Origin of the sequence: Psychrobacter sp. YGAH215 (assembly GCF_007280595.1) — a bacterium.
In the GTDB taxonomy this organism is placed as follows: Bacteria; Pseudomonadota; Gammaproteobacteria; order Pseudomonadales; family Moraxellaceae; genus Psychrobacter; species Psychrobacter faecalis.
The window spans coordinates 14,697-41,010 of the sequence record NZ_VKLR01000013.1 but is presented as its reverse complement, the minus strand read 5'-3'; the positions used below and the strand labels follow the sequence as shown (position 1 = coordinate 41,010).

Genomic DNA, 26,314 nt, shown 5'->3' with positions numbered 1-26,314 from the left:
TTGAACTTAAACCCATTGCATTGACTACCTATAAACCGCGCGAGGAACGTTTATGTTTTCTTCTCATACGGTGTTTTTGCAGGCGTTTTTGTAGTCGACGACGCAGCCTTGTAATACGGCGTAAAGGCGAGAGCTTCCACACCGTAGTCGGTAAAATATCACGAAACGAGGCGCTGGTACCGGTATGAGCGCGAAACTCCTCCGACCTTTGCGCTGCTTCTTCGGCGGGCATGTTTTTACCTTTGCGCCAGCCGCCGTATAGATATAATCCTGCGCCCATCAACGCCGTTGCTACCATGCCTGCTGGAAACGATAGCCAAAGCGCATCGGCTCCAAGGAATGGATAAAGCCCGAATGCAAAGCCAAGGCGCACAGGATACATCGAAATCACCATGACGATCAGCGGCCAAATCACATAACCGTTGGCACGCATGGTGCCAAAGAAAACTTGCGCGATGCCAAAAAAGATAAAGCCCCATGTCGCCATCAACTGAATATGGCGCCCAATCGGCACGGCGGCGCTGTCACTACCAAGGAATAGCTCCAAAATAGTTTCATCAAAAATGCTTAGTACCCCAATCATAGCGCCCGTCAATATCACGTTAAAGATAAGCCCCCAGCGCGTGATGCCCGCCACACGGTTCCATTGATTGGCACCGATATTTTGTGCGACCATGGCACTGGCCGCTGCACTGAGCGCCATCGCTGGCATCTGCACATAGGTCCAAAGCTGCTGCGTCGCGCTATAAGCGGCCGTTGTCTGTACGCCCTCGCGGTTAATGAGCGACAGCATTGTGAGCGCCGCTGATGAGATAACAATCATCTGCAGCCCCATCGGCAGACCCTTTGAAAACATCGACTTTAGGATATCTCGGTCTGCGCGTAAAAAACGCAGCTCGGGTAACTTAAGTGTCAGCACAGAACCACGCAAATACATAGTGACAATCATACCAATCAGCGCTAGAGCATTGGCGACAGCAGTTGCAAAAGCCGAGCCAAAGATACCCCATTTAGGGAAGGGGCCGATACCCAAAATCAACACCGGCGTCAAAATCAGGTCGATAATCACCGAAATAATGATAAACCAAAGCGGCGTGGTAGAGTCGCCCGTTCCGCGTAGTGCCATCATGATCAGCGTAAAAGTTAAAGTGACAGGCATCGCTACAAAAATCATCCGCAGATAGGTCAGCGCAAGCTCTACCGCACTTGCTGGCGTACCGAGCAGGTTAAGAAGCAGTGGAGCAAATGTCCAGCCGATTGCCGACACCAATATACTGATTGGAATAATACTACCCAGCGCCGTGCCCATGGTTCTTTTCACCATCGTATCGTTACGGCGTCCCATGGCTTGACCAATCAAAATAGTCGCCGCCATACCAAAACCGAAAACGAAGGAGATGAGGATAAACATCAAGATGTTGCCGTTTGCCGTCGCCGCCAGCGCTTCTTCCCCTAAAAACCGCCCTACCCAGACGGCATTAATCGAGCCGTTCAACGACTGCAAGGCTGATGAGCCAAGGGTTGGCAAAGCAAATAGCAGCATGGTTTTGGCAATTGACCCTTGGGTGAGGTCACGGCTTTTAGCAGTGGAGGTAGTTGTCTTACTCAATGTTTATCCTTTTGCGCCATCCAAGTTGGCCGTATTTTATGACATAAAAACCCTTATTATAGATGACCTTGCCTATAGCATCTTGGTTAGACTGGTAACGTTTTTTTATATAATGTATTGATAGGTGATAGTAGTATTAAAATTAATCAATGATAAATAGTGATAAGTTGTTGACCCAGTAAGCTAGTTATTAATACTCTTATGCTAAGATTGCGATTTTAACTTTTTTATCTCTATCTACCAACTATAACAAGGATGTTTCGATGCTCTTAAAACGCCTGTGCCTTGCCGCGGTTTTTAGTCTTTCTATGGTCGGTTGTACCACCGCGCCTAATCAGTTAGCGGTCAATACCACGCAAAAGATTATCCAATATGAGCGTAACAAGTCTGATTTAGAAATCAAAGCGCTGACATTGGCCTCTGGCGATAAGATGGTCTATGCCGAAAACGGCAATGTCGCTGGCGAGCCGTTATTACTCATTCATGGCTTTGGCGGTAATAAAGACAACTTTACCCGTATCGCGCGTCAGTTAGAAGGTTATCATCTCATCATTCCTGATTTGCTTGGTTTTGGTGAGTCGAGCAAACCGATGAGCGCTGATTATCGCTCGGAGGCGCAAGCGACGCGCTTGCATGAGTTGCTGCAAGCCAAAGGGTTGGCGTCCAATATTCATATCGGCGGCAACTCGATGGGCGGCGCTATCAGCGTAGCTTATGCAGCAAAATACCCTAAAGACGTCAAAAGTCTATGGCTCGTCGATAGCGCAGGTTTTTGGTCAGCTGGTATTCCTAAATCGTTAGAAGGCGCGACGTTAGAGAACAATCCGCTGTTGATTAATAGCAATGAAGATTTTTATAAAATGTATGATTTTGTCATGTATAAGCCGCCATATTTGCCAAAATCGGTCAAAGCGGTGTTTGCCCAAGAACGTATCAAAAATAAAGAGCTGGACGCCAAAATATTGGAGCAAATCGTCACCGATAATGTCGAAGAGCGCGCCAAAATCATCGCCCAATATAACATTCCGACGCTCGTCGTTTGGGGTGATAAAGATCAGATCATCAAACCTGAAACGGTCAATCTCATAAAAAAAATCATCCCGCAAGCGCAGGTCATTATGATGCCAGAGATTGGTCATGTACCGATGATCGAGGCGGTAGAACAAACGGCAGACGATTATAAAGCGTTTAGAAGTATAGTAGACGCACAGCGTTAGGGATTGGTTAAAAGTATTTATCTTATAGACAATAAAAGAAACACCAGATGCTCTGATGTTTCTTTTATTGTCTATAAGATTTTAATGAAGTCGTTTAAGCTATAAATTTTTGACAAGTCGCTCGAGCAATTCAAGCGTACTTTCTTGTCTGACCAAAGTGACCCCTTGTCCTGCCCATAAAGACTGATGTTCAGCATTGAGGTTATTTTTTGCATGAGCACGCAAGTTTTTGGTCATGGCATTTAATTGTGGGTAGGGCGGTAGCTCATGCGCGCTTTCAAACTGGCCAAAATCGCGCAAATAGTCATTTAACAATCCGCGTGCTTGCTTACCTGAAAACAGTCGCGTTAATCGCGTCTCGCTACTGCGCTTACCCAGACTGGCATCAAGCAGCGCTTGTTTATACGTATCATTAATACCGCAAGTATCGGTAGTCAAAAACGCCGTGCCTATTTGCGCCAGCTCAGCACCAGCCGTTTGCACCGCTTTAATCGCTTGCCCCGTCATAATACCGCCCGCTGCAATCAAAGGAATATCGGTGCAAGCACGCGTTTGACTAATCAGCGTCAGTAAACCCAATGGATCGTTTGCGCTTTGTGGTAACCAACCACCGCGATGACCGCCAGCTTCTGAGCCCTGAATACAGACCGCATCGACACCAATATCTGCCCATGCTTTCGCTTCCAACGGATGATTGGCAGTACCGATGACGCGTGTGCCCAAATCCTTTAAGCCCTGCACCTGCTCGGCGCTGATAATACCAAAGGTGAAGCTAGCGACAGGCACTGGATTGTCATACAGCACTTGTAGCTGCTCAGAAAAATTAAATGCGGGACGTTCAGGTAACGCCATGTCTATGTTGTTTTTTTTATAATACTCGTTTAACCAAGTAGGGATTTTGCTATCCAAAGTAGTAGAATCATGCTCAGATAACACCATTAGATTGATCATAAAAGGGCGGTCGGTGAGCGATCTAAGGATATTAATGTGCTCATTTAAAACCGTTGGCGCCGTCGTTCCGCCTCCCAATGACCCCAGTCCACCAAAATTACTTACCGTCGCTGCCAGCTCAGGCGTGGTTGCTCCTGCCATCGGTGCTTGTACGATAGGGTAGGTTAAATCAAAGGTATTTAGTAAGGTCATGACGGGCGTCCTTGTTATGTTATGAGAAAATTTGCATGACTTACTTTAGCAAAGCTAAGCGCCCTTCGTGTTAGAGAATGTTTATTTCGTTATGCGATAAAAGAAATAAAGTTTTGGCTACGAGTTTGTAGTTAAGATAGTTGACTATAACTTCGTAGCTAAGTATCATAACTACAACTTCGTAGTTAAAATAGGATTAGAGATGAGCACAGGGAACATAGTGACAGGCGATAATTATTTTCCAAGACCTGTTGATGAAAAAAAACTGTGGAGACATTTGTCAGATGGCGCTCATGTTTTATTGCTTGCACCTAGACGAGTAGGAAAATCTTCAATGATTACTCATATTAAAGATCAACCTCAATCAGGTTATGCAGTTATATATGTTTTCGTGCAAGCTTGTGATAATGAGCAGAGCTTTTATCAAAAAATGCTACGTGAAATCTACCGTTCTGACCATATTAAAAAATCTGAAAAGATAAAGAATAAGCTCTCAGAGTGGGCAAAAGGTATTAATTTTAGTTTGTCAGTTAGTCCAACGAACATCGAAGCTGGATTAGGTAAAGAAAAGAGTGAGACCAAAATAATTACTCATGAAATGATTCGAGATGTGCTTTACGAGAGTCTAAAATTGAGTGAAGAGACTATTATTATTGCGATTGATGAATTCCCCGACGTACTGGAAAAAATATTTGATGAACACGGAAGAAAAGGCGTAGAGCAGTTTTTATCTGGTATTCGTGCACTGTGTCAAGACCCTGAGTTCAATGAAAAAGTTCAGTTTATCTTAACAGGCTCGATAGGGTTAGATACATTAGCAGAAAAACTGGCAGTTACTGATTTAATTAATATGTTGGTGAATATGAGTGTTCGCCCTTTTAAAGACGATCGAGCAGTAGAATTTATAGACTTTTACATTAATAAGCATTGTTCAGAAGTTATTCTAGATGCAGAGACTAAGCAAGCAATCATCGATGAAGTAGGCTGGAATATGCCCTACTATTTAGGGCTAGTATGTGAACAGCTTATTGAAATATTTGATGAAGAAGAACGTCAAATCGAGCATAGCGATGTAAAGGTAGCTATCAACAGTTTGTTTAGTCCAGCAATGAAAACCGTCTTTTCTCATTGGCGTGATAGATTAAACCGTCTAGAAAAAATTGAACGCAATTATGCTCAACAAGTTTTAGATTTGGTAAGCAAAACAGATATTAGCGTGGTTCATGGAGAGTTATTTAACCTGTCGCAACATAGTGACTTTAAAGATCAAGTGAATAGTAGATATGTCATTAACTGCCTCTTACACGATGGTTACCTGTATCAACCAGAAGACAGTTCTTATCAATTTACCTCTCCTCTACTAAAACGTTGGTGGATTAGATATGGAAGATAATAATACAAAAAGTCATTCAGTATTACTTTATAACACGCAAAATATAGATGCTCAGCTACTAAAAGCAGGCTTTAGTATTCGCAAAAAAGAATACCAACGCATCTGGAAGGATATTCAAACGAGTAAAATGACTCATCCAGAGACCCATTATCTTATTCAAGGCGTAAGAGGCGCAGGTAAAACTACTTTATTATCTCGTCTTTCCTATGAAGTTGCAGAAGACAAGAAATTAAGCGAATGGTTGATACCTATTCTATTGAATGAAGAAGAGTACGGTATATTATCGCTATTTACTTTTTGGTTGCGTATCGCTGAAAAGCTAGCGGAGCAGGACGCTAAACGATATACGGAGTTATTTGAGCAAGTATCAAATTTAGATGACAGTGCTGAAATGGCTTGGGAGTTAATTCAAGATCACTTAGATAATAATCAGCAGAAAATAATCGTCTTCGTTGATAATCTAGGAGAATTATTCAAAGACTTTGACAATAATGAACATGCTCAGCTTCGTGAAGTATTAAGTTTACATTCACAAATTCGTTTAATCGGTGGTTCTAGTCAATTGCTTGAAGCACATTTCGATGTATCGGCTCCGTTCTACCAGTTTTTTAAACTGATAAACCTTAAATCAATAGATGAAACGGAAATGCATCAACTACTGCGCTCTCTAGCGACACAAACTGGTGAAGAAGCAGTCAAAACGATTGAAGAAATTATTACTGAGCATCCTGAACGTATTGAAGCAGTCAGGCGGTTAACTGATGGTGTACCGCGTACTATTGTTCTATTATTTCAAATTATCATGGAAGGGGCAAAAGAGAGTAGCTATGCTTATCTAGAAGAAACCATCGATAAGACTACACCTCTGTACAAACATCGCATGGATGATCTATCACGCCAGCAAAAAGCTATCGTACACGTGATAGCGATGAACTGGGATGCGATGAGCACCAAAGAAATCGCGGAACAAACACGTCTCCCAAGCAAAACTGTATCCGCGCAACTGGTAAAGCTACAGCAGCAATGGATAGTGGATAAAATTGAAACTAATACTAAAAACCATCTTTATATTGTCAAAGAGCGTTTTTTTAATATTTGGTATCTCATGCGTTATGGCAATCAGAGGGACAAGCGCCGTGTATTGTGGCTTACGAGGTTTTTGGAAAGCTGGTGTGATGAAAGAGAGCTATCGGAAAGGTTTGTAGAAGCGGCTTTTAATATTGAAAATAATCAGACTAATATATCTGATGTGTATTTCAATGCACTTTTAGCCTCAGAGAAACTTGATAGTGAAATTAAGAAGTCAATTTTAAATAGTATAAACTTTAAAGATAAAGTCGGAATAGTCGACTATCAAGATAATGATTATAAAAACATAGAAATACAATTAAGAGAGTTGATTAATAAAAATAAAGTAGATAACGCTTATCAGTTGTTGGAAAGTAACTTTAAGAATTTAACCATAAAAGACTACCTGTTTAACTTACATACATTATTTTTAGTAGATCAAAAAAAGTTTATTCCAGAGGTTTACGGCTTAAAGCTTTTCCAAAAAACTAACTTCGCTACACTTGAAGCTTCATATCTCTTATCTATTGTGTTTAACAATAACTTCTACGAATATAAGGAAGTATTTTTCAAAATACTGTCAGAAGTTATAAAGAGCGTAGATATCGAGTTGGGTCGAATAGCAATGGTGCACTCTTATTGTATATATTCTTTATGGAATAACGATTTCGAAAGTTTTAAATCGTTTTATGAGGAAATGAAGAAAGTTGACTTTTTAGAAGAGCTTTCAAAAATAGACAATGAAGACATGTTCTATATGTTTTTTGAGAATATAATTATTATGTTGCTCTCAAAAGGACAAAATGAAATATGTTTTAACATAGTTACAGAATCTGAGTTTAAAGAAGAATTAAAACCCTTTTATTACGCCACAGTTTCATTTTTCAAAGACGAACGCCAACAAGAATATCTACGTATGGGTCCAGAGTTACAAGGCACTGTAGATGAAATATTACAAAAGGTCGAAGAGTATCGAGTTAAGTACGCTTAAATAAAACAACGGTCATAACTTAGTTTCGTATAACAAGTCATGACCGTTCAAGCTAACCCACTGGCGGCCACGGACGGTCGGCATCACTGATAATCCATTCTGCCACATAGCCGCTCGGCGCTAGCTCCCAATCTGCTTGATTTAGCGCCGCTAAGACACGCGAGGTTTCAATCACTTTGCCGCCCTCGGTGACGCCCGTGCGCAGTAGGGCAGAGGAGCAAGGCTTGCCTTTGACCCACATCGACTGCTCGATATATATCCAGCGCTCATCGAAGCCGACGATACGAGTTTTCATGGTGACTTTATCGAAGGCGCGAATGCGTTTGCGATATTGGATGGTACTGCCAGCGACCACCAAACCCCAACGCTGCTTTAAGAGCTGTGTACCAAGGCCGCTCCGTACCGCAAAATCGGTACGTCCCATATCAAAAAGGGTCAGGACGCGGCCATTATTCATCTCCAAGAAATTATCAATATCGGTCAGACGACAGCGAAAGCTAATCTCGCTGGTATCTTTAAACGTTAAGGTATTGCCCTTTTTTACTTGTAGTGCGGCGCGAGCGATGGTGCTGGTATAACGAATAAATGGATACATGGCGCAATCTCAAAGAGGTGGAGGTTAAGTAAAAAAAGTAAAGTTTGGCAGAGTGGCAAATGTCATTATCAATGGTTAAACGGCACGCCAATAGACTTAAAATAAGCGCTGACCGTTTCGGGCAACCAGTTGATATCAAATCTTGATTGTTTATAAAGATGCGTCGATTTGTCTTTATCGACGTTATAACGAATAAAGCCCACGTGCCCGCCATGCTCAGTTTCTAAAAGCGTGACAGTATCGGAGACGTCGTTTGGCGTGGCGGTAAACCCAAGGAAAGGGTCGTCTTTAGCGCTGATTAATAATAAAGGTTTGGTTACTTTTATCAAATAAGGCAGCGCCGATGAAGCGTGATAATAATGGTTATTAGAGCGGTAGCCATGACGCGGAGCGGTAAAGATATCATCAAAGTCACTGATACGATTGACGGCTTTGATAGAGTCAATCTCATCTTTGGTGATGTCATTCGCCAAGGCTTTTTTGATAATGGGATTCAGCAGATACGGCGTATAAATACGGTGACTCAAAAAGCTGTGCATACTAAGCGCCGCCGACGACATATCGACAGGCGCTGAAATCACCGCCGCACCGTCACATAGCGCTTTGTCGCCATATTCGCCCATATATTTTGCCAGTGCATTGCCGCCTAAGGACACACCTACCGCATAGATATGGGCAAAGTTTTTGCGCAAGTTCTCAAGCATATGATGCAGCTCGCCCGTGTCACCAGCGTTATAAAAGACGCGACCGCTCGCCGGAATACCGCCGCAGCTACGAAAGTGAGCGACGACAAAGTGCCATCCTTGCGCATGCATCTGATAGGCCAACGCGCGCGCATAATGACTGTCGCTACTGCCTTCCATACCATGAAACAATACGATTAATGGGGTTTGCTCACGCTCGCCATTACCTGCTGAGTTTATAACATCGGCGTCTATAGGATGCGCGTCATAAAAGTCATAGGCAATATCGCTTTCATCCAAGGAGTCTTTTTCGACCACACGGCGATAAGTCGGCGTTTTTGGGGCAAAAAATTTGGGTAAAATGCTTTGTAGATGTGGATTGCTTAACCAAAATGGCGGTTTAAATGGGGCAGGGGTAAAGGTTTTATGTGGTTTCGATGTTGGCATAAAGGTTTCTTATTTAATGGTTATATGAATGATCGTTAAAATCGTCTTTAACAATCAATGCCTTATCATACCGACGGCGGTTGCCAAAACCAATGCTTTTCAGTGAACGCTCAGTGAACGTATGGTCACTCAAAGCAATTCATCTAGAACTACCACTCAGAAGAACTAAGAAAAATGGCTCTGCATACATACTTATCAATTATGGCGACTCTAAGACACGCCCATCCATCGCCAGCCGCTCTTTTAAGTGATCGATATCTGCTTCAGCAAGCGTCACGGTCAAGGTCACTTGTTTACTATAAGTCACATCATCAATATGGCCGCCCAAGTCCTCAACCACGTAGCGGCACTGTGCTTCGGTGGCAAACTCAGCGATTATTTGTACTTGCGCCATCGGCACGTACGGGAGCAGTGCCATTTCATCGACGGCCGCCTGCGCAGAACCTGCATAGGCGCGAGTTAGACCGCCTGCACCGAGTTTGATACCGCCAAAATAACGCACCACGATAATAATGACGTTGCCGATAGATTTATGCTGTAAGACGTTTAATATCGGTCGTCCTGCGGTGCCATTGGGCTCACCATCATCATCAAAGCCTGCGCTGGTGGTGTTATCGGGGTCGCCAATGATATACGCCCAGCAGTGATGACGCGCATCGGCATATTGCACGCGTAGCTGTTCCACGTGAAACATTGCTTGCTCGCGCGAGGTCACAGGATAGGCGTAGGCAATAAACTCAGACTTTTTAATGTCTAAGCGCGCGCTGACCGCATGTTTTAGCGTTTGATAACTCATATTTCATCAGGTCTAAGTTGGATATGTTAAACTTACTTAACTTTCACTGCCTGCCGTATTGGGCGCAGTGTTCATTTAATTTTTTATTATAGTACCACTTCTCACTGTTTAAGACAGCGGACAAGCGCGAGAGCCGTGCTTGTATGGTTGGCTTTTAATACGAAGTTGGTAGTATAAAGCGAATGGTAGTCAAGCGTATGCGTCTAGATAAATTTATAAGTAAAGCCACTGAGCTGTCGCGCAAAGAATCAAAGCGGATTTTGCACGCCGGTGAAGTGACGGTAAATGATGCGGTGGTCAAAGATCCGGGGCTGCATGTCGATATTGTCAACGATGAAGTACTGTGGGCGGGCGAGCCATTGTCGGTTGCGACTGGCAATCGCTATATCTTGCTTCATAAACCTGAAGGTTTTGAATGCTCTTTAAAAGCCAAAGAATATCCTATCGTCACCGAGCTAATCGCTGTACCTGAGCTTGGCAGCTTGCGTATCGCCGGACGCCTCGATGTCGATACCACGGGCGCCCTCCTTATCAGTGACGATGGCAGCTGGTTACACCGTGTGACCAGCCCTAAACATGAGCATGCCAAAATATACGAACTCACATTAGCAAGTCCCATGGACAGCGACGCGCAAGCCAATGCCGTCAAAGAAGTGGCTGAAGGTATCCTCTTAGAAGGCGACCACGAAGAAACCAAGCCTGCTACCCTTGAGTTTATCGACGAAACCCATGCACGCTTGACCTTGGAGCAAGGTAAATACCATCAAGTAAAACGTATGATGGGCTATTTTGGTAATCGAGTCACCGAGCTGCATCGCGCTAGTATTGGTCATATCACCTTAGACGGTTTGGAGAAAGGCGACAGTCGTTTCTTAACGCCAGAAGAAGTCGCTAAATTCTAAAATTAGGCTCTGCTGCATCTTAAACAGTCATAAAAATTTTCTACAAAAAAGCAGCCACGAAAAAGTGCGCTGCTTTTTTAATGTCCACTGTTTACCGTTATACCCTCGGCCTGCTGTCTGTGTTGCCTATCTCTTAAAGCTCAGTAGCAATTTTGCAAAATTGAGGCTTTTAAACTTTGCAAAAACTGTCCTTGTGCTAAAGTCTGCCTATATTTTTTTAATCTATATTTTTACATAATATAGTCAGCTTTATTAATAATGAGCATTTTTAAAGTATTGCTATTAAAAATCAATAGGACAGTCTTCTGTGAAATTCTCTCTGTTAAAATCCGCCAGCTTAATCAGTGTCATATTATTGACCACCACCGCTTGTGCGCAGCAAAGCGCCACTGACACTATCAAAAATAATGTCAACCAAGCGCCGCAAAATAGTGCAAGTATACAAAGTACGCAAGCGTCTAGCAGTGTGAGCAAAGCTGTCGATAGTCAATTACGCCAACTGCTGAGCCAAGCTGGTATCAAAACGCAAATCACTTCTATTGTGCCTTCTAAATTACCCAATATGTATCAAGTGAATTTGGCAGGCCAGCCGCCGCTCCATATCACCAAAGAAGGTAAATATGTCATCCAAGGCGAGCTACAAAAGAATCCAAGCAAACGCGTCGTCACAGAAACACCAGCGCGTAGCAGCAGCTTGCAAGTGGGCAAGCCCGTCAGTGCCAGCCTAAAATCTGACCTATTGGCAAATATGGGCGCGCTTAAAAACATGAGTACTAAAACGCCGTTCTTTTATACCGCCGTGCCGGGAGTCATTTGGGGTGCGACGCTAGAAGGTGTGCCATTTCTATTATCAGACGATGGGCAATATATCACCGATGGTGAGATATCAGTGATTGAAAACGGTCAGTTTATCGGGCTTGATAGCAACTTTGAGCGCCTTAAAAATCAGTCGGTATTTGCAACCTTAGACCACAGCCAACTGATTACTTATCCTGCGACTAGCCCTGAGAAAGCGGTTATTTATGTCGCTAATGACGTCAATTGTCCTTATTGTCGCCGTCTCCATCAGCAGCTACCCATGCTCAATGCCAAAGGCGTGACGGTAAAAACCATCGGTTATCCAATCTACGAAAAGTCGCCTGAGCAAATGCGCGCTATCTGGTGTCAGAGTAGTGAGGATAGCCGCCGCACAGCTTTTGATAAAGCAATGCTACAAGGTAAAATGACGCCGGCACCAGCCAGCTGTAAAGCCGATTATGTAACGCCTAACCGTGAAAAATCAGCAGGGCTTGCGGTCATGGCAACGCCGGCTATTTACCGCGAAGACGGTGTCCTTTATCAAGCAAGCTTTGAGACCCCAGAGTTTTTAGAGTTCTTGGGTGTAGAGTAAATGATTAAGAAGTCTGTTTATTAAGAGCTCTGATTATTAAAAGCTCTGATTATTAAAAAGTCTATAACATAGAAAGTAACCATTAAAAACTGCCCTATGAGCGATGTCCATAGGGCAGTTTTTAATGGTGCTTAACGATTGATTCTATCCGTCTATCTCAGTGACAGCTATTGTAGTAACAGCTATTGCGGTAAAACAATATCGACGATTTTCCAGTTTATCAAACCATCGCGCTGCATCTCAATAGTCAGCGGATAACCTTTCACCTGACCGCTAATGGTAAAGCAGTTAATCCCGCAATAAGCCAGTTTTGGCTTGTCACTATCCGTACCTTGCGCCGCTTGTTGCTCAAGCTCGGCCGCTTGTTTTTGCATGATTTGCTGCATTTGGTTTTTGACTACGGCATTGACGTCGCCGCGCTGAATGATTAAATTTTGAATCAGGTTTTTAAGATCGACTTGGTTACTGGCTATCGCCCATGCTGCGGCAAGCTCCTTGGTCGCGGTATTGGCTTGACCTTGGGTATTAATCAGTTTTTCAATATTTTGCGGAGTAATAGCGCCATCGACCGCTTGAGTGATAAAACCATTGGCCGCTTCGGATAATGGCGCGCCGCCAAGTTCGGCGACCAATGGATATTTGGTCATGGTCACGGCAAACTGACTGGTCAGCTGATTTTGAATACTGGGTCGCACCTGCTCATAATCAATCGCCGCTGCGATCGTTGCACCATCTTTGGCATCGTAGGCATTTTTAAGCTGATAAGCGCTGTAATAAGGCGAACCGCCATAGATAGCGACGGCAATGACAATCAACAAAACAATCAGCTTTTTCATAAAAATACGACCTTAGCGCAAACCTAATGGTTAAAAAATTAAAAACAGTATTTATATATATCAATATTGCGCTAAATATTAGCACGCCTACACCTGATAAAGGTATGGAAACCTTTGTGCAATTCTTAATAAATCCTTTTTTAAAAGGTTTAAAGCCTCATAATTTATAATTTAGACGCCTCAGTGCTTGATAAATCCCGCCATCATCTCCATAAATAGCGCAAACTTTTAATAATTGATTTGGCTAAGCAGCATCCCGCCGTATTCGCTCGTAAGATTCATAAGTTATCCTCTTTTTGCTACCTATTCACCACGTTTCATGTGAAACCTGTAAGTAGGTGCGTGCAGTGCAAAGGAGAAGATTGACTTGGGTTGATGAATCGGCCGATCGGTGGACTGTAAAGACGATAGGAGAGCCCATGAGTAAGCGCGATTTTTATGAAGTATTAGGTGTCAGTAAGACCGCTGACAGCAAGAAAATTAAGCGAGCCTACCGCAAGCTGGCCATGAAATACCATCCTGACCGCAATTCTGATGATCCTGATGCTGAAGACAAATTTAAAGAAGCGTCGATGGCGTATGAAGTATTGAGCGATGAAGACAAGCGCTCAGCTTATGATCGCATGGGACACGCAGCGTTTGAAAACGGCATGGGCGGTGGCGGTTTTGGCGGCGGTGGCAATTTCCAAGATATCTTTGGCGACATTTTTGGCAACTTTGGCGACATTTTTGGTCAATCACGCGGCGGCGGTAGCCGTTCACGCCGCGGTTCAGACTTACGTTATGTCATTGAGTTAACCTTAGAAGAAGCAGTACGCGGCTGTAAAAAAGAAATCAGCTTTACGGCACCTGCGCCGTGCGATACCTGCGATGGTAAAGGCGCAAAAGACGCTTCTGATGTGGTCACTTGTCAGATGTGTCATGGTCAAGGCCAAGTGCGTATGCAGCAAGGCTTTTTTGCCGTGCAGCAGACGTGTCCGCAGTGTGGCGGCTCTGGTAAGCAGATTAAAAACCCTTGCTCTGACTGTCATGGCAGCGGCGTAAAAGATAAATCGCGCACGCTTGAAGTGTCTATCCCAGCGGGCGTTGACGATGGTGACCGTGTCCGCCTAGCAGGTGAAGGCGAAGCGGGCGGCGCTGGCGTGCAAAACGGTGATTTATACGTTGAAGTACGTGTGAAACCGCACGACGTCTTTAACCGTCAAGGCGCTGACCTCTATATGGACGTGCCAGTGAGCATTACTGATGCGGCACTCGGTAAAGAAGTAGAAATCCCAACCTTAGATGGTAAAGTCAAAATCAAGGTCGCTGAAGGGACGCAAAGTGGCAAATTGCTGCGTGTGCGCGGTAAAGGCGTGACGCCAGTACGTACGACGATGAAAGGCGATTTGATTTGTCGTGTGGTCATCGAGACGCCAGTGAATCTAACGCGCGAGCAAAAAGACTTGTTACGTCAATTCCAAGATACGCTTGATGGTGACAGCAAGCATCAGCAGTCACCCCATAAAAAGTCATTCTTTAAAAAGATTGGTGATTTGTTTGATTGATAGCTAAGCCCTACTGTTTAAGTCATTATAAGGCCTATTGTTTCACGTGAAACAATAGGCCTTTTTGGTGATGCTATAAAAAACCATTTAACCATTATATTTGCTAAACTTATCCTCATAAATTTAATAACCAATCTATCGAAAATAAAACATTTAGGACAAGATATGAGTCAACAAACAGAAGAGCAAACTATTAACGTTGGTGTCATCGGTGCTGGCGGACGTATGGGACGTATGTTAATTGAAGCCGTACAGGACAACCCACAAACCACGCTAAATGCCGCGATTGAGCGTCAAGGCTCAAGCCTTGTCGGCGCCGATGCTGGCGAAGTTGCAGCGATTGGTCGCCTAGAGGTACAGATTGTCGATGATTTAAAAGCCGTTATTAATGACATTGATGTGCTGATTGATTTTAGCTTGCCTGATGCTACCGAACAAAATATGCAAATCTGCGCTGCGAATAAAGTTGCGATGGTGATTGGCACCACAGGTTTTAATGAGCAACAAGAGCAAGTATTAAAAGAAGCCAGTAAGCAAATCGCTATCGTCTATGCAGGTAATTATTCAACGGGCGTTAATTTGTCCTTAAAGCTGCTCGCTATGGCCGCAAAAGCCTTTGGCAATGATGCCGATGTAGAAGTTATCGAAGCCCATCATAAACACAAAATCGACGCACCATCGGGCACGGCTTATATGATGGCAGAGGCGGTTGCAGAAGCGCGCGGACAGAACTTAAAAGACGTTGCCATTTATGGCCGCGAAGGGCAAACGGGCGAGCGCGAAGCTGGTAGTATTGGCATTCATGCGATACGCGGCGGTGAAATCATCGGTGATCATACCGTAATGTTTATCGCTGACGGTGAAGTGGTTGAAATTACCCATCGTGCCCGAGCGCGCATGACCTTTGCCGCTGGTGCGGTGCGTGCGGCAACTTGGGTGATTAAGCAAGAAGTTGGACAATATAACATGCAGGATGTTTTAGGGTTAAATGACTAAAGCCTAAAATATTAAGGTTTCTCATTGATGGTTTGGTAGCGGTTATTTATTGATAAAGCAGAATGACTGCTAGGAGTCAGACATGAATAAGTTTAGCGAACATCTAATAGCCTATTTTAGTCGTACGCTGGCTATGATAAAAGCTACCAAAATCATAAGTTATACGTGTCCGATAGCATTTACCTTAAGTTTAACGGTATTGCCAATCGTCGTACAAGCGGCCGCTTATCAAACTTATGTGATTCATACCTATGGTGGCGAGAGCTTATTACCAGCGGTGCGTCAAGAGTTAAGTAGCAGTCGCGATGGCGGTACGGTGTCGACTTATCAAGATAAGCTCGTATTACATACCACGGCTGCTAATTATCAAAAAGTACAGCAGTTACTTAGTCAGATTGACGGTCAACCGCAGGCGTTGACCGTTGCTGTGCGTGTCGGTAATAGTCGGCAATCCCAAGGTAATATCCAGCAAGGTCGGGTTGTTATTAGTAATCACGGTATTCAAGGTACTGGCGTAATCAACCAAAGTAATAGCCAACAACAAAGTAATAATTTATATCAAGTACAAACCTTGTCTGGCAGTGCAGCAAGCATCAGCACCGGCATGCTTTACTCATTAAACCAAAGCTATATTGCCAATAGCTATCCGACCTATAAACGTCTAGCGGGGCAAATTATTATTCAGCAGCAAGTATTATTGCCGACGACGCAAGGGATTACGGTGATGCCAAGGCTACTACCGAACGGGCAGGTCGAAGTAACATTATCCCAAGTAGAAGAACAGCTCGTGCGCGCTAATCCTTCTTATAATCGCTATGGCTATAATAATAGCGTGCAAGGGCAAAGACTGAATAGCACTATTGTCGTGCCACGCGGGCAGTGGGTCAATATTGGACAAATCTCACAAAACAATCAAAGCCAAAGCTCAGGTTATGCCAGTAATAGGACGCTAAATAGCAGTAATAGCGTACCTATTTCATTATTGGTACAGTAGCTGATTATTAATGTTGTCGCGAAGCAAAAATAACAAAGCGCGGCACTGTGATAAGCAGTACCGCGCTTTGTTACTGTTATTGATATTAATTGGTTAAAAATTAATCAATATAAACCACGTCTAACGGCGGAAAACCATTGAACTCGACCGATGAATACGAGTTGGTATAAGCACCAGTCGTTAACCAAAATATTTTATCGCCAATCTCTAGCTCTTCTGGCAACTGATAACCCGCCTCTTCATACATAATATCGGTTGAGTCACAAGTCGGCCCTGCCAATACAACCGTGCCTTCGCTGGTTGAGGTTTCCATTTTAGGCGTGTAGACAGGATACTTGATTGCTTCGCCTAGAGTCTCGATTAAGCCTTGGAATAAGCCCACATCGGTATATACCCAGCGGGTCAAATCCGTATCTGATTTACGCGAAATCAGCACCACATCGCTGACCAAGACACCCGAGCCGCCAACCAATGAACGACCAGGCTCAAGGATAATCTCTGGCATCTCATCTTCATTGTAGTCATCAGTCAAATAACTGGTAATCTCTTCTGCATAGACTTTGACCGGATTGACTTCGCTGATATAGTTTGCCGGAAAGCCGCCGCCCAAATTAATCATTTGTAACTTAATGCCTTCCTCATTTTTCATCCAGTCGAACATATATTTGACCTTGGCGAGCGCATCATCCCAAGCGGCGACGTCTTTTTGCTGGCTACCGACGTGAAACGAGATACCATAAGGCACCAAGCCCAATTCGCGCGCTTGAATCAACAAGTCAATCGCCATATTTGGATGGCAACCAAATTTACGTGATAGCGGCCATTCAGCGGTTTCAGAGCCTTGTACTAAGATACGCACAAATACTTTTGAACCAGGCGCGTGCTTAGCGATATTTTTTAAATCCGCTTCAGAATCGGTTGCATACAAATCAATACCTTTTTCAAAGGCATATTTGACATGCTGCGCTTTTTTAATGGTGTTGCCATAAGAGATACGCGATGGCTCAATGCCGCAATCAAGCACCCGATCCAGCTCATAGATAGACGCACAGTCAAAGTTTGACCCAAGCTCAGCCAATAAGTTAATGACTTCAACCGCAGGACTTGCCTTCATAGCATAATGAATCTTCGCCTTTGGAAAAAAACCAACCATTTCCGCATATTTGGTTTTAATGCGGCTTAAGTCGACCACCAAAAACGGGGTTTCGCGACCTTCGGCAGCTTTGGTAAATTTCTGCCAGCCGGCAGGGTCAAAATATTGGTCAATTTTGATCATGGTCATGGTGGGGAAACCTTTAATGAAGACAGTGAATGTCGGAGAATAAAAATAGCAGAGAATTAAAACGTTAGGATATAAAAGCCAATCTTATCATCATAAAGCCATTATTTTTAACGATAATGATGGGACAACAAACGTGGCTTAAAATATAAATGTATTAAGAGTTGGTGGTTTGTGGCTGTTTATCCGCGATTTGCTCGCCCTGTTTTTCGCGTATTTTAAGCACTTTACGCACTTTATCACGCGCCCGCGTTTGTTTAAGACGCGATAAATAATCGACAAAGATGACGCCATTTAAATGATCCATTTCATGTTGGATACAGACGGCAAGTAAGCCTTCGACTTCTTCATCAATTTTATTGCCATTTTCATCCAAAGCCTCGATACGTACTTTGGTTGGACGTTCAACCTTATCATAGACTTCAGGCACCGACAAACAGCCCTCTTCGTAAGGCTGCTTTTCTTCTACCAATGGCGTGACTTTCGGGTTAATAAATACCCTTGGGCTGTTTTTATCTTCCGATAAATCCATGACGATAAGCTGAATATGACGGTCGACTTGGCTTGCCGCCAAACCAATACCTTGGGCATCATACATCGTCTCAATCATATCGGCGATTAAGGTTTTGATTTCAGCCGTAACTTCCTTGACAGGCTTAGCAATCGTGCGTAAGCGCGGGTCAGGATAGCTTAAAATAGGGAGTAACGCCATAAGGCTCACCTCAATGATAAAGATAAAATAGGTCTGATATTATAAGATAAATGGGGGCAAAAGTAATGCATATCAATACATAAGGTGTTTTATGCTTAAGGAATAACATAAGAAAAACTGACTATTAATAATTCAGATAGAAAATGCAGTCATTAAAAAAGGTCTTACGCTGGGTAAGACCTTTTTCATATGCTCTAATTCAATACGAGTAATGGCTTGCGCTTGTTATACGCGGCGTTTGTTCATAATCATCTCATAGATAAACAGTAAGATAATCGCACCGATTACTGAGAAGATAAGTCCGGTAAAGCCGCCATCAGCATTGATACCGATTAAGCCGGCGACAAAACCACCCAGCATCGCACCAACGATACCCAATACGATGGTCATAATCCAACCCATCGGGTCGTTGCCCGGTTTAATAGCGCGTGCCAATAAACCTGCGACCAAACCTACGATAATCATCCAAATAAAGCTCATTGTTATTCTCCTAATGTTTTTAATTTATATGGTTATTTATAATCTGTTACTTATTTGATGAATTCATTGTAATCATTAGCCACTATAAAAAGTAACGACGAAATGTTATCTGTGTAGGGGCTATGTGAGAAAAAAGCCATATTTGCTATCAAGCAGATGAAATAGGTAAACGGCAGGTTAAAAAGGTAGTAAAGTCGCTAACGTGATCAAGCGTTGATTACTATCATGTGTAAATCATTCAAATAATTATATGGACTTATAAACGTTGAAGGAGCTATCTATAGGAAGGAAACTAGCTATAAAAAAAGCATAGCTCGTTTAACGAACTATGCTTTTAGAAACAATCAGGCTTTAATACGCTTGCTATATAAGTGGAGATTTATTTATTGCGCAGCGCGGTCAATAGACGCTGGTGAATCCCTTCAAAGCCGCCATTCGACATAATGACAATCGCATCGCCCGCTTGAGCGTTATTAATAATATACCTAATAATCGCCTCGGTACTAGACAATACTTGCTGGCTTGCGATATTGGGCTTGTTAGCTTTGGCATTATCAACGACGTCTTTTAGGCCCCATTCAAGTCCGGTTGGTTCATACCATAAAGTATGGTCGGCGAGGACGGCGGATTCAGCCAAGCTGTCTTGGTGAATGCCCATTTTCATGGTGTTGCTGCGCGGCTCGATAATCGCCCAAATCCGTCTGTCTGCCAGTTTCTTTTTAGCGCCATCTAAGGTGGTGGTAATGGCGGTTGGATGATGGGCGAAATCATCAAATACCAAGATGTCGTTGACATCGCCAATCAGCTCCATACGACGTTTGATACCAGCGAAAGCGGATAATGCTGCGCAGGCAGTTTTAATATCGACACCAACATTATAAGCGGCGGCAACCGCAACTAGCGCATTATTGACGTTATGAATACCGCTCATCGACCAATCGACGATCGCTGTATGCTCATCGTTCCCTGCAAAGCTGACGCTAAATTGACCGCCATCAGCGCTGATAAGTTCGGCTTGCCAGTCGTTAGTGTGCTGTAAATTCTGCTCGTCTTTTTTATGATCAACTGACTGTTTATCAATAACCGCTGTCCGCCAAACTGGCGTCCAAACACCTTTTGCTAAAGTCTCTTCTAAGCTAATGGTCGCCGCTGGCATGATGATTTTGCCACTACTTGGAATCATGCGCACCATATGGTGAAACTGGGTTTGGATGGCGTTTAGGTCAACGAAGATATCGGCATGGTCAAATTCAAGATTGTTTAAAATAGCGGTACGCGGGCGATAATGGACGAACTTTGAGCGTTTATCAAAAAACGCTGAATCGTATTCATCGGCCTCAATAACGAAGTAGCCGGTTTTTCCTCCACTGCCATCAGCGACTTTTTCAGCACCCAAATAGCTGCTATGGGCAAAGACTTGTTGCAGGTGTTCATCACTAGTATTAACCAAGGGCACGCCGCCAATCAAAAATCCTGTATCAATACCGGCATAATGTAATATCCACGCCAGCATGGTGGTCGTGGTGGTTTTACCATGCGTACCTGCCACGGCAATGACATGGCGCGATTGCAGCACTTGCTCGGATAAGAACTGCGGCCCTGAGGTGTAGCGCAGGCCGCTATCGAGCATATATTCGATAACATCCATGCCACGCTTCATGGCATTACCAACCACCACCAAATCAGGCGCTGGCTGCAAATGCTCGACCAAATAACCTTCGGCAATGGTCACGCCTGCATTTTCAAGTTGGGTGGACATCGGTGGATAGACATTGGCGTCTGAGCCTGTGACCGTATGCCCAAGGCTGCGCGCCAGTAACGCCAGCGAGCCCATAAAAGTACCGCAAATACCAAGAATATGAATATGCATAGACGTTCCGTACACGCTTAAAAAAAGGAGATTGAGCTTGAATGTCAGCCAACAGGTAGTGGTGCAGCAGGCAGTTTAGTAGACAGCTCAATAATCAAAGCCTCATTGTAAAGTAAACACCATAAGATGACCAATAAAAAACGCCTAGTCAGTAGGCGTTGTGTGGACTCTCAATTTGGTTGAGGTAGGCAGTTATTTATTTACGAGAAAGGGTGTAGTCATCGTTAAGATTGGCATCAGTGTGCATCATAATCAAATGGTTGTCACTGATTTTATAGGTTTCGATGTTTTTTCTCTCATAAACGATGGTGATTTTATCGTCATCTTGGCGATAAACCCCTGATTCTAACAAAGGCGGAACGGTCGGCGCCGCATTATTAAAAACACTGGTTTTTAGCACAGAGCCATCAGCGAACAAATTTAAGGTAATCTCGATATTATCGCAAGAAGCGCACGGTACCACACCGCCATAATCGCCCATCAAGGTGGCTTGTAAGCTGCTGTCGCTACTGGCGGCCGAAATTATCGGCGCGCGGCGACTGTTATCACTTGAGTTTGCCGCTGCTATCAGTGATTGGCCTTCTGCATTATTTGTCTCATTCACTGCAGCGTCGGTCAGATTGTTTTGAACATCAATATCCTGCAAGTCAGCAAGTGCCACCGTATTAGTAGTCTGAGCACCTTGCGTTGTTGTGTTATTGGCAGTCGCAGAAGATGAGGCGCTATCACAGCTCATGAGTAGCAAACAGAGCGGCAACACTAGCAAGGGGCGCGTACAGCGTCTCATAGCGGTAATTGCAGCGGAGGAATAGGGTAAGAGAGTAATCATAGCGTTACCAAAAAACATTTTTTAATAGTGAGTTTCAGCCTTGTCAGTAGGATAACTAATTAAAGTCTTGGTAAAAGTTAAAGAAATTGTGAGGGACAATCTTAGCGCCAACAGGCAGCGCTTGCTACCCTAACTTCGTTAAATTATGTGATAAACCTCATAATTCTGATAAAAAACCTCACGTTGAGGGCTTGCAAACACTGGCTATATACGTTTAAAGTGCAATTAAGACTACCGTTATTCCATTAGGGTAAATAAACACCTTGGATATATCAAAGTGTAAAAGTGACTAGAGCGTGTCGTTAATTAAACCCTATGGCTTTAACCGTGCTAAAAACGCCTGAAATATGAGCCAAAAAAATAACCGTCCATGCATTGTGCAGGACGGTTATTGGCTACTCATAAGGGTAGTAGAAGCAGGTTAGCGGGCAGGACGCACGATACGCCACAAAATCAGCAAATGTACCAATATCAAAACGCTAAATAAAATCAAAGATTGCTCAGGGATACTCAAACCCATAAACGTCCACTCAATAGACGCGCATTCACCAGAGCCGGCAAATACTTCTTTTAATACTTGCTGCATCGGTAGGGTATCAAGCCAATAATCTAAGCCGGGTCCACATGAGGGCACTTGGTCGGCGGGCAAATGCTGTAGCCATACGTGCCGACCGGCAACTACTGCTGCCCAGCCAATACCTGCCAAACTGCCAAGCCACAATAGTAAGCGGACGATTTTTGATTTTGGGTCAAATATAGCGGCAATCAAAGCAAAGCCGCCCATAACCATCAGACCGATGCGCTGAAAGATACATAGCGGACAAGGCGAAAACCCCATATAACGCTGTAAGAAAAATAGCGCAAAGCTCATGCCGATCACGGCCATGATTACTAAAAACACTTGTAGATTACGGTAAGTGGTCAGCTGTCGCATGGGGCGAATACTCTTATAAAGTGCTCATTGATATAGGATAAAACTAACAAAAAGTAGACTGTTAAAAGGTCAAATTAATCAACCATTAACGGTACTGTTGTAAAAATTCCATAAAATCTTCGGTTTCGGCAGCTTCAAGCTCTGCCTGCTGCAAGATAGATTTTTCGGCAAGTACTTCATATTTGGCTTGGGTGTTTGGGCTCAACGTCTGCTGTAATATCGACTCACGATGCTGCTGCGCCAAAGTAAAGCCAAGCTGCCACAAGCTACCCAAACGTTCACTATCCGAGTTCACTTGTGCTGAGATGGTTGACTCAGGATGCCCCGCTTTACCTTGCATCAAGGCAACCGCTGTCCGATATTCATTACCACCATAATGCGCGTCAAGCAGCTCTGCCAATGGCTGCATACGGCTTAAGTGCATAAGCATCCAGCTTTCAAGGGTTTGCTCATCACCATTATTAATGATTTGCAAGTTTTCGCGGCGACCTTCGTTGACCACGCGCTCGACATTAACCGCCAACGCTTCTTCTTCTGCTGGCAGCAGCTCTGGCGAATCACTGAGCAGGCAGTACAATGCCATCACTTCTAAAAAGCAGGCGCTAGATAAACGAATGCCAATATCGCTATAAGGGTCAAGGTCAATAGCACGAAACTCAACGTAAGCGATACCGCGGCGCTCAAGCGCTTCGGTTGGGCTCTCGCCACTCATCGCGATTTGTTTGGGGCGAATCGGACTATAGTATTCATTTTCTATTTGTAGAATATGGTCATTGATTTGTATCGGATTACCGTCGTCATCATCTAAGCCAAGTTTCTCAAAGCTTGCATGCGGGGTCTGAATCGCACGGCGCAGTCCTTTGATATACTCGGGCAAATTATTATAACGAATATCGAGATGTTCTTGCACGCTGTTGGTATAGCCAAGCTTGCCCATACGTAGGCTGGTCGCCGTCGGTCTATAGTAGGTTGAGTCATTGAGCAGCTCAAGATCATGGTCGATACCTGACACAAAGCACGGACAAACGCTAGGGCTTGCCCCTAATAAGTACAGTACCAAACTGGTCAGACGTTTAAAGTTACGAATCAATCCCAGATACTTGTCATTTTTAAATTCTGTCAGGGTCAAATCTTGCGTGTTTGGCGTTTGCGCTTGCCATGCGGCAAATAAATCATCGCCAAATGACAGGTTATAATGTAAACCAGCAATCGTCTGCATACGGCGACCATAACGGATACCAAGTCCACTACGATAGAGGGTTTTTAGCTTACCCGTATTAGAGCTGCCATAGTCTGCTAGCGGAATATCTTCATCTTTTGATGACAGCATACACGGCATTGACAATGGCCACATCAGCTCGCCTTCAGGCATACCTTGATAAACCAATAAATGCAATTGGCGCAACATGGTTAGCGTTTCTTTTGGAGAAGTCTTTGGGTCAGTAATAAGTTCGAGCAGACTTTCAGAGTAATCGGTGGTGATAAATGGATGCGTGAGCTTGGAGCCAAGCTTGGCTGGATGTGGGGTTTGTGCCAAGTAGCCATCAGGTTTAACCCGCAGCCCTTCTTTTTCAATACCGCGCAGCATGCCGCTTAAATGCTTGCTATCAAACCAGTTTGGAATTTTAAAATCGACAAAGCTGCTCGCAAAATTACTCATAATAATCATCTGTTGTTATTAGTTATGGTCGGTCGCCACGCAATCGCTGTGCAACCGCAAAAATGGGTTATAGAATCACGTCAGTTTAGCCCAAAGCCGCCCCAAAAACCACGTACAATTACAAATACAGTAAGCTTCACTGGCGCTCAAATAACGGTTATTTGACTTGTAAAGATGGCGGCTCCGCGCAGTTATTAACCAAATTTAATGGCTTAAAGTAAATACCTAGAAAACAAAAAAAACATCTACTTATCAGGTAGATGCTTTAGATAACTCATTACTTAATATAAACAGGCTTACGAGAATTCTAATTCAGTCTCGAAACCTTTTAAAATATGACGCGCCATTGCAAGGTTTGCTTTTTGACGGTCAAGTACAAGGTATAAAAACAAATTGTCATTACGTACTAGTGGACGTAGCAAATGATACTGCTTGCTCAAAGTGATAAGAATGTCTTCGATGTTCTCATTTAAGCCTAACGCTGCTGCTACTTTGCGCTTAGAGCGTAGTACTTCGGTGTTGCCAGCCGCTGCTAGATCAAGGTCGATACCAGAGCCAAGAGTAGCCATTGCAAGACCAGATTCGCTGTCTACTAGCGCAGCGGCGATAAAGCCGTCAATGTCGTTTAATGCGTCAAGAGATAACTTAGCCATGAGGGTGTACCTTAATAATTTGGGATAGAGATAGGATTATTTTTTAGTGATTATTCTTTATGAGCAAAATCCTTTAATAAAAAATCTTCTAACAACAATCTTTTAATAAAAGGCTCGCAAGCATAAGCTTTACAAACAGGTTAAGCGCTCACTCATACAACAGATTGATTAGACTAGCTACTCAAAAGAAGGTGGTATTTAAGCACATTCCCATAAAAAAAACAATCGCAAACCGACTAAAGCCGCTTTTTACCAGACTATCGGTCAAAAACGACTTTTTCAGTTTACGATTGTATACTAAGTTTTATCCAAAAGGACTGTATTGCTTGACTAGGCTACTTCTATAACGAAACTATTATCTCGACTTACTTAAAGTGAGAACGATGAACCGCAGCCGCAAGTCGTAGTGGCGTTTGGGTTGGTGACGATAAAGCGTGCGCCCTCTAAGCCCTCGGTATAGTCGACGGTCGAGCCCTGCAAATATTGATAGCTTAGCGAATCGACGACTAAGGTCACATCGTCATTATCAAAATTGGCATCATCTTCATTGAGCTCATTGGCAAAGTTAAAGCCATAAGAGAAACCTGAACAGCCGCCGCCCGTCACATAGACACGCAGCATAAGATTGCTATCACCTTCTTCTTCACGTAGGCGACGTACTTTTTTTGCCGCGCTATCGGTCAGGTTTAAGGCGGTTGGGTCGACTGGTTGACTTGTACTTGGATTAAATTGATTGGCTGATTCGTTCATATCTACCTCAGTTGCTAAAATCAAATGATTTATTTTTTATTTCTGCGAGGTCGTCTATTTATACTGGATAGGGCGACTGATAAGTAGCGGCTAATAACGCCTAGGCTACGGTAAAATTTTTTATATTTGTTAAGGCATTTAGTAATGTAACATTTTAGCAATATAACTTAGCATTGAAATATTGTGGCATAGCGGTTTGGCGAATAGCACTGCGGCCGCTACTTAACTTTAAAGGCCCAATTTCAAATACCTAACTGCATGATGTCAATAGTGTTTTACTAGTATAACATAATTGGGGTGCTGATTGATTTGTCAAGGGTGACAGCAGGGTTTGCAACTATATAGTAGTTTTACATGTCAAATAGCGGTTTTAATTACCAAATTTTTAATCGTTCGTAAGCTATTATAATAGCAAGTGGTTTTTAGCCGTATAAAGGATTGAATTTAAAATAGTTATTTAATCGTTTGCCTATGCGCCAAGCGTTTGAAATAATAGCCGCCTGTAAACATGCCAGACGGATGTTTTTATTGCCTTATGTT

The 26,314-nt window shown here is 43.5% G+C and carries 23 protein-coding genes; 8 read left to right on the top strand and 15 right to left on the bottom strand.

The genetic code is table 11. The annotated features are described in order from the left end of the window. Positions 1-28 precede the first annotated feature (28 nt). Complete coding sequence (locus tag FOR85_RS07135; RefSeq protein ID WP_144297338.1) at positions 29-1,609, bottom strand: MATE family efflux transporter; 1,581 nt, start codon at positions 1,607-1,609, stop codon at positions 29-31. 263 nt (positions 1,610-1,872) lie between these two features. Between FOR85_RS07135 and FOR85_RS07130 the strand changes: the two genes are divergently transcribed. Continuing rightward, positions 1,873-2,826 (top strand): alpha/beta hydrolase, encoded by a 954-nt coding sequence (locus FOR85_RS07130; RefSeq protein WP_144297337.1) that lies wholly within the window; start codon positions 1,873-1,875, stop codon positions 2,824-2,826. A gap of 99 nt (positions 2,827-2,925) precedes the next feature. On the opposite strand, the gene FOR85_RS07125 is transcribed toward FOR85_RS07130, so the two are convergent. Beyond that, positions 2,926-3,969, bottom strand: a complete 1,044-nt coding sequence (locus FOR85_RS07125; RefSeq protein WP_144297336.1) for a nitronate monooxygenase family protein — start codon at positions 3,967-3,969, stop codon at positions 2,926-2,928. Positions 3,970-4,171: 202 nt separating this feature from the next. Between FOR85_RS07125 and FOR85_RS07120 the strand changes: the two genes are divergently transcribed. Next, entirely contained in the window at positions 4,172-5,362 is a 1,191-nt protein-coding gene (locus tag FOR85_RS07120; protein ID WP_144297335.1) for an ATP-binding protein, read from the top strand. After that, complete coding sequence (locus FOR85_RS07115) at positions 5,352-7,421, top strand: DNA/RNA helicase domain-containing protein (RefSeq protein ID WP_144297334.1); 2,070 nt, start codon at positions 5,352-5,354, stop codon at positions 7,419-7,421. Before FOR85_RS07120 ends, FOR85_RS07115 begins: the two co-directional genes overlap by 11 nt. A gap of 52 nt (positions 7,422-7,473) precedes the next feature. Here the strand turns inward: FOR85_RS07115 and FOR85_RS07110 are convergent, their stop codons facing one another. The 3 genes from FOR85_RS07110 to FOR85_RS07100 all read right to left on the bottom strand — a co-directional run bounded on the left by FOR85_RS07110 (position 7,474) and on the right by FOR85_RS07100 (position 9,942). Then, positions 7,474-8,016 carry an acyl-CoA thioesterase gene (locus tag FOR85_RS07110; protein WP_144297333.1) on the bottom strand — a complete coding sequence of 181 codons (543 nt, stop codon included), beginning with the start codon at positions 8,014-8,016 and terminating at the stop codon, positions 7,474-7,476. A 68-nt stretch (positions 8,017-8,084) separates the two neighbouring features. Then, complete coding sequence (locus FOR85_RS07105) at positions 8,085-9,146, bottom strand: YheT family hydrolase (protein WP_144297332.1); 1,062 nt, start codon at positions 9,144-9,146, stop codon at positions 8,085-8,087. A gap of 199 nt (positions 9,147-9,345) precedes the next feature. Then, positions 9,346-9,942, bottom strand: coding sequence for a YigZ family protein (locus FOR85_RS07100; RefSeq protein WP_144297331.1), 597 nt, complete (start codon positions 9,940-9,942; stop codon positions 9,346-9,348). A gap of 197 nt (positions 9,943-10,139) precedes the next feature. On the opposite strand from FOR85_RS07100, the gene FOR85_RS07095 reads away from it, so the two are divergent. Together FOR85_RS07095 and FOR85_RS07090 are read left to right on the top strand one after the other, a co-directional pair. Then, entirely contained in the window at positions 10,140-10,844 is a 705-nt protein-coding gene (locus FOR85_RS07095) for a pseudouridine synthase (protein ID WP_068405762.1), read from the top strand. Positions 10,845-11,151: 307 nt separating this feature from the next. Beyond that, positions 11,152-12,234 (top strand): disulfide isomerase DsbC N-terminal domain-containing protein, encoded by a 1,083-nt coding sequence (locus FOR85_RS07090; protein WP_144297330.1) that lies wholly within the window; start codon positions 11,152-11,154, stop codon positions 12,232-12,234. Positions 12,235-12,416: 182 nt separating this feature from the next. Here FOR85_RS07090 and FOR85_RS07085 read toward each other — a convergent pair whose 3' ends face one another. Then, positions 12,417-13,070 (bottom strand): DUF2939 domain-containing protein, encoded by a 654-nt coding sequence (locus FOR85_RS07085; protein ID WP_144297329.1) that lies wholly within the window; start codon positions 13,068-13,070, stop codon positions 12,417-12,419. Between the two features lie 419 nt (positions 13,071-13,489). On the opposite strand from FOR85_RS07085, the gene dnaJ reads away from it, so the two are divergent. The 3 genes from dnaJ to FOR85_RS07070 all read left to right on the top strand — a co-directional run bounded on the left by dnaJ (position 13,490) and on the right by FOR85_RS07070 (position 16,607). Continuing rightward, positions 13,490-14,617, top strand: a complete 1,128-nt coding sequence (gene dnaJ / locus FOR85_RS07080) for a molecular chaperone DnaJ (protein WP_144297328.1) — start codon at positions 13,490-13,492, stop codon at positions 14,615-14,617. Between the two features lie 165 nt (positions 14,618-14,782). Then, positions 14,783-15,613 carry a 4-hydroxy-tetrahydrodipicolinate reductase gene (gene dapB / locus FOR85_RS07075; protein WP_144297327.1) on the top strand — a complete coding sequence of 277 codons (831 nt, stop codon included), beginning with the start codon at positions 14,783-14,785 and terminating at the stop codon, positions 15,611-15,613. A gap of 82 nt (positions 15,614-15,695) precedes the next feature. Next, the gene (locus FOR85_RS07070; protein WP_144297326.1) at positions 15,696-16,607 is read left to right on the top strand and encodes a hypothetical protein; all 912 of its coding nucleotides are present in this window, start codon (positions 15,696-15,698) and stop codon (positions 16,605-16,607) included. A 100-nt stretch (positions 16,608-16,707) separates the two neighbouring features. Here the strand turns inward: FOR85_RS07070 and FOR85_RS07065 are convergent, their stop codons facing one another. The 9 genes from FOR85_RS07065 to erpA form a co-directional block, all read right to left on the bottom strand. Continuing rightward, positions 16,708-17,883, bottom strand: coding sequence for a type III PLP-dependent enzyme (locus FOR85_RS07065; protein ID WP_144297345.1), 1,176 nt, complete (start codon positions 17,881-17,883; stop codon positions 16,708-16,710). A gap of 160 nt (positions 17,884-18,043) precedes the next feature. Beyond that, complete coding sequence (def, locus tag FOR85_RS07060) at positions 18,044-18,598, bottom strand: peptide deformylase (RefSeq protein ID WP_144297325.1); 555 nt, start codon at positions 18,596-18,598, stop codon at positions 18,044-18,046. A gap of 225 nt (positions 18,599-18,823) precedes the next feature. Then, positions 18,824-19,078: a GlsB/YeaQ/YmgE family stress response membrane protein gene (locus FOR85_RS07055; RefSeq protein ID WP_068408390.1), complete on the bottom strand. Its 255-nt coding sequence runs from the start codon at positions 19,076-19,078 to the stop codon at positions 18,824-18,826. Positions 19,079-19,457: 379 nt separating this feature from the next. After that, a complete protein-coding gene (mpl, locus tag FOR85_RS07050) occupies positions 19,458-20,948 on the bottom strand; it encodes a UDP-N-acetylmuramate:L-alanyl-gamma-D-glutamyl-meso-diaminopimelate ligase (RefSeq protein ID WP_144297324.1) in 1,491 nt (496 codons plus the stop codon). Positions 20,949-21,144: 196 nt separating this feature from the next. Next, positions 21,145-21,777 carry a copper resistance protein NlpE N-terminal domain-containing protein gene (locus tag FOR85_RS07045; protein ID WP_144297323.1) on the bottom strand — a complete coding sequence of 211 codons (633 nt, stop codon included), beginning with the start codon at positions 21,775-21,777 and terminating at the stop codon, positions 21,145-21,147. 421 nt (positions 21,778-22,198) lie between these two features. After that, positions 22,199-22,711, bottom strand: coding sequence for a disulfide bond formation protein B (locus FOR85_RS07040; RefSeq protein WP_144297322.1), 513 nt, complete (start codon positions 22,709-22,711; stop codon positions 22,199-22,201). A gap of 85 nt (positions 22,712-22,796) precedes the next feature. Next, positions 22,797-24,371 carry a glutamate--cysteine ligase gene (gshA, locus tag FOR85_RS07035; RefSeq protein ID WP_144297321.1) on the bottom strand — a complete coding sequence of 525 codons (1,575 nt, stop codon included), beginning with the start codon at positions 24,369-24,371 and terminating at the stop codon, positions 22,797-22,799. A gap of 296 nt (positions 24,372-24,667) precedes the next feature. Continuing rightward, complete coding sequence (locus tag FOR85_RS07030; RefSeq protein ID WP_144297320.1) at positions 24,668-25,024, bottom strand: roadblock/LC7 domain-containing protein; 357 nt, start codon at positions 25,022-25,024, stop codon at positions 24,668-24,670. A gap of 369 nt (positions 25,025-25,393) precedes the next feature. Then, entirely contained in the window at positions 25,394-25,774 is a 381-nt protein-coding gene (gene erpA / locus FOR85_RS07025; RefSeq protein WP_068407319.1) for an iron-sulfur cluster insertion protein ErpA, read from the bottom strand. Positions 25,775-26,314: the final 540 nt, after the last annotated feature.

Bases quoted from the DNA above. Each gene is read 5' to 3' on its own strand.
- FOR85_RS07085 (WP_144297329.1), bottom strand. From the start codon at position 13,070: ATGAAAAAGCTGATTGTTTTGTTGATTGTCATTGCCGTCGCTATCTAT.
- FOR85_RS07125 (WP_144297336.1), bottom strand. From the start codon at position 3,969: ATGACCTTACTAAATACCTTTGATTTAACCTACCCTATCGTACAAGCA.
- FOR85_RS07115 (WP_144297334.1), top strand. From the start codon at position 5,352: ATGGAAGATAATAATACAAAAAGTCATTCAGTATTACTTTATAACACG.
- FOR85_RS07095 (WP_068405762.1), top strand. From the start codon at position 10,140: ATGCGTCTAGATAAATTTATAAGTAAAGCCACTGAGCTGTCGCGCAAA.
- FOR85_RS07110 (WP_144297333.1), bottom strand. From the start codon at position 8,016: ATGTATCCATTTATTCGTTATACCAGCACCATCGCTCGCGCCGCACTA.
- FOR85_RS07065 (WP_144297345.1), bottom strand. From the start codon at position 17,883: ATGATCAAAATTGACCAATATTTTGACCCTGCCGGCTGGCAGAAATTT.
- FOR85_RS07055 (WP_068408390.1), bottom strand. From the start codon at position 19,078: ATGAGCTTTATTTGGATGATTATCGTAGGTTTGGTCGCAGGTTTATTG.
- FOR85_RS07030 (WP_144297320.1), bottom strand. From the start codon at position 25,024: ATGGCTAAGTTATCTCTTGACGCATTAAACGACATTGACGGCTTTATC.
- FOR85_RS07105 (WP_144297332.1), bottom strand. From the start codon at position 9,146: ATGCCAACATCGAAACCACATAAAACCTTTACCCCTGCCCCATTTAAA.
- FOR85_RS07100 (WP_144297331.1), bottom strand. From the start codon at position 9,942: ATGAGTTATCAAACGCTAAAACATGCGGTCAGCGCGCGCTTAGACATT.
- def (WP_144297325.1), bottom strand. From the start codon at position 18,598: ATGGCGTTACTCCCTATTTTAAGCTATCCTGACCCGCGCTTACGCACG.
- FOR85_RS07070 (WP_144297326.1), top strand. From the start codon at position 15,696: ATGAATAAGTTTAGCGAACATCTAATAGCCTATTTTAGTCGTACGCTG.
- dnaJ (WP_144297328.1), top strand. From the start codon at position 13,490: ATGAGTAAGCGCGATTTTTATGAAGTATTAGGTGTCAGTAAGACCGCT.
- dapB (WP_144297327.1), top strand. From the start codon at position 14,783: ATGAGTCAACAAACAGAAGAGCAAACTATTAACGTTGGTGTCATCGGT.
- gshA (WP_144297321.1), bottom strand. From the start codon at position 24,371: ATGAGTAATTTTGCGAGCAGCTTTGTCGATTTTAAAATTCCAAACTGG.
- FOR85_RS07130 (WP_144297337.1), top strand. From the start codon at position 1,873: ATGCTCTTAAAACGCCTGTGCCTTGCCGCGGTTTTTAGTCTTTCTATG.
- erpA (WP_068407319.1), bottom strand. From the start codon at position 25,774: ATGAACGAATCAGCCAATCAATTTAATCCAAGTACAAGTCAACCAGTC.
- mpl (WP_144297324.1), bottom strand. From the start codon at position 20,948: ATGCATATTCATATTCTTGGTATTTGCGGTACTTTTATGGGCTCGCTG.
- FOR85_RS07120 (WP_144297335.1), top strand. From the start codon at position 4,172: ATGAGCACAGGGAACATAGTGACAGGCGATAATTATTTTCCAAGACCT.
- FOR85_RS07040 (WP_144297322.1), bottom strand. From the start codon at position 22,711: ATGCGACAGCTGACCACTTACCGTAATCTACAAGTGTTTTTAGTAATC.
- FOR85_RS07045 (WP_144297323.1), bottom strand. From the start codon at position 21,777: ATGATTACTCTCTTACCCTATTCCTCCGCTGCAATTACCGCTATGAGA.